Source organism: Candidatus Contendobacter odensis Run_B_J11 (genome assembly GCF_000531125.1).
Taxonomy (GTDB): domain Bacteria; phylum Pseudomonadota; class Gammaproteobacteria; order Competibacterales; family Competibacteraceae; genus Contendibacter; species Contendibacter odensensis.
The window spans coordinates 1-2,500 of sequence record NZ_CBTK010000222.1 but is presented as its reverse complement, the minus strand read 5'-3'; the positions used below and the strand labels follow the sequence as shown (position 1 = coordinate 2,500).

The following is a 2,500-nucleotide window of genomic DNA, read 5'->3' as shown; positions in this document are numbered from 1 at the left end:
AACACCTTCTATAATACATTGATTAAATTGAGCTTTTCAAGAGACCGGGAACTGCTGACTACTGAGTACCTGAGTAGTTACAAGGAAAGATTAATTTGCTAAGACTCTGGTGGCGACAAGACAAGGAATGTCCTCAATGTCAACAGAAGATAACGGAGGAAACGGGCTGGAATATCCACCATATCCTACCGAAATCCGAAGGCGGAGGGGATAACATCTCCAATCTGGTTCTTTTGCATCCCAATTGCCATAGGCAGATTCATAGCCAGAAGTTGAAAGTGGTGAAACCGGTTCCTGTGACAGGGGACTTCAATGAGGCTTGAGCCGTGTGAAGGGAAACTTTCAAGCACGGTTCTTAGGGGAGGGAGTGGCAGCAATGCCGCTTCCTTACCCGACTTGCCCTGAATGACGCCCAACATCCAACGTCCGCTTCTACCCGGCCCCGTGATGGAATCGCACCTTACTGATATTACCCGCGTGATCCAACTCTCGGTTGCTCCGGCGTTCCTGCTGGTTGCCATGGGCACCCTGATCACGATTTTGAGTACCCGGCTGGGGCGGATTGTGGATCGGCGGCGCGTGGTGCAGGATCGGTTCGATCCGCTCACCGGCGCATCCGCCGCAGAACAACAGGAAATGGCGCTGTTGATCCGCCGAGGCAACCTGATCTACTTCGCCATTCTGTTTGCGGTGCTGGGCGCGCTGCTGGTGTGCCTGGTGGTGGCGAGCGCGTTTCTAGGGGCGTTGCTGGCGGTCGAGTTGGCCCAAGTCGTCGCCGGCTTGTTCGTGCTGGCGATGGTGTCCATGGTGGTGGCGTGGAGTCTGTTCCTGAGCGAGGTCTACCTGGCGGTCTGGGCCGGTACCCACAATCGCCGGTAAGCGACGATAAGGCGCGCTGGATGGGAAAAGGACGGCGTATCGGGTGAGACGCTATGCGGTCGTTCGGTGATGAGACCGTTCCGCCTCAGGGTATCGATCCAAGCCATGCCATGCCATGCCCTTGGCGCCCCCTTGAGGTTTGATCCGCTTGACCGGCGCGGACGATGGACTAAACGCCTGATGCGTGCAACACCCACTTGACCAGGCCGACCAGCGCTACAATCAGCACCAGCGTCATCACTAATCCAACCGCGATGTAGTGAATTGCCTTGCCGCGCCCAAAATCCCGTTCGCGGTTCCGTTCGCTCTGCACCCCGAAAAAGGCGGCCAGTACGCTCAGGATAATCTGCATTAGACTGGGCGGAGGGGGAGAATCTTGGGGAGGGTGTGGATGAGCCATGGTTGGAATCAGCCGCTATGAGAGGGAGGAAGTCGGGTTCAATTGACGCGCTCGCGTCGCGAAGGCATCCACCATCGTCAAGCCCATCTGTGCGACCAGAACATTGCCGAACGGATTCAGCCAGAGCGCACGGATCGCGCAGTCGAGGATAATATCGACGCGGCATTGCCCTTCGGGAGTCGGCGTAAAGGACCAATCAATCTTGAAGCGACGAAAAGTCCAGTCCGCAGAGGTGACTCGAATGGAGTGCGGCCGGTTCAATTCAGTGCGGGTGCGAAACCGGTAGATTAGGACGCCCAGCGCCATCGTTTGCTGCGTTTCGTAACCGCTGGCGTCGCGGCGGACAATCAGGGCCTTTTGCATCAACGGCAGAAACTCGGGATAGCGTTCCACATCGGCCACGAGATCGAAGATCTGCTCACCAGAAACGGCGATCACCCGACTTGCACGATACGGTGTCAGCGCCATCTCACCTCGCGGGTCACTCTCCAGTTGAGCGGTTCGGCGGGCGCAAACGCCCGGTCAATTTTACTCAGCGTCCTGTGATCGTTCGTTGACGATCACGATCACCTAAAACCCTTCTCGCGGATGGCGAATCGGGTGGATCCGGGTTACCTTCATCAAGAGGATCAGAGGCTCGAAGAAAGACCCCCGGTGTCACCCGCCCAGCGTCCGAGTTCTCGATAGGATGGCGGGTGCGAACTTGGTTGTTCCATTCCAGGCTTTCCAACAACGGATAGCATCCAACCCGCTGCACTGCGTCGCAGCACGATGATTATCACCCTATCGGGTAAAGGCTACACACTATGGCGACGTAGGTGAAGCGGAGAGAACAAGCGCCTGACCCTCCGAATCGAGCGAGACCATAAAACGTCGCCCCTCCGCTTGCCAGTGCGCCGTGCGCCCGGCAACGACGGCGAGCGCGGTGGTGACCTCGGCGGACGGTTTTGGAGGTAAGACGGGTGCACCCATCTCCGCTTCCAGATGCGCCACCAGCGACCCGAGCGACCCGGGCGCACCTCGCCCGCGCGCCAGTACCGCCAGCGCGGTCTTCAGCGCGTCGAGCGCGAAAGGGCGGTTTCGGTCGGCGAGAAACGCCGCTGCGATAGCGAGCCTCATGTCCCTCACCCGTTCGCGATCATCCAGTTGCAAGAGGAGTTCGACCGGCGCTCCGCGTTCGGGCCGGAAACAGATCACCATCCCCCCATCGGTCAGCGACTC

The 2,500-nt window shown here is 58.6% G+C and carries 5 protein-coding genes; 2 read left to right on the top strand and 3 right to left on the bottom strand.

The window, feature by feature from the left end:
- The first annotated feature begins 95 nt into the window (after window positions 1-95).
- A complete protein-coding gene (locus BN874_RS23710; RefSeq protein ID WP_034434047.1) occupies window positions 96-323 on the top strand; it encodes an HNH endonuclease in 228 nt (75 codons plus the stop codon).
- Between the two features lie 82 nt (window positions 324-405).
- A complete protein-coding gene (locus BN874_RS12860; RefSeq protein ID WP_230314429.1) occupies window positions 406-879 on the top strand; it encodes a DUF2721 domain-containing protein in 474 nt (157 codons plus the stop codon).
- Window positions 880-1,048: 169 nt separating this feature from the next.
- On the opposite strand, the gene BN874_RS12855 is transcribed toward BN874_RS12860, so the two are convergent.
- The 3 genes from BN874_RS12855 to BN874_RS25140 form a co-directional block, all read right to left on the bottom strand.
- On the bottom strand, window positions 1,049-1,279 hold the full coding sequence (locus BN874_RS12855) for a DUF2970 domain-containing protein (protein WP_034434045.1): 231 nt from the start codon (window positions 1,277-1,279) through the stop codon (window positions 1,049-1,051).
- A gap of 15 nt (window positions 1,280-1,294) precedes the next feature.
- Complete coding sequence (locus tag BN874_RS12850) at window positions 1,295-1,747, bottom strand: type II toxin-antitoxin system RatA family toxin (protein WP_051497811.1); 453 nt, start codon at window positions 1,745-1,747, stop codon at window positions 1,295-1,297.
- Between the two features lie 336 nt (window positions 1,748-2,083).
- Window positions 2,084-2,500 (bottom strand): hypothetical protein (locus BN874_RS25140; RefSeq protein WP_034434042.1); only part of this gene is annotated, 417 nt, incomplete at its 5' end.

Excerpts from the sequence above, each read along its gene's own strand:
- BN874_RS12850 (WP_051497811.1), bottom strand. The coding sequence starts at position 1,747 with ATGGCGCTGACACCGTATCGTGCAAGTCGGGTGATCGCCGTTTCTGGT.
- BN874_RS12855 (WP_034434045.1), bottom strand. The coding sequence starts at position 1,279 with ATGGCTCATCCACACCCTCCCCAAGATTCTCCCCCTCCGCCCAGTCTA.
- BN874_RS12860 (WP_230314429.1), top strand. The coding sequence starts at position 406 with ATGACGCCCAACATCCAACGTCCGCTTCTACCCGGCCCCGTGATGGAA.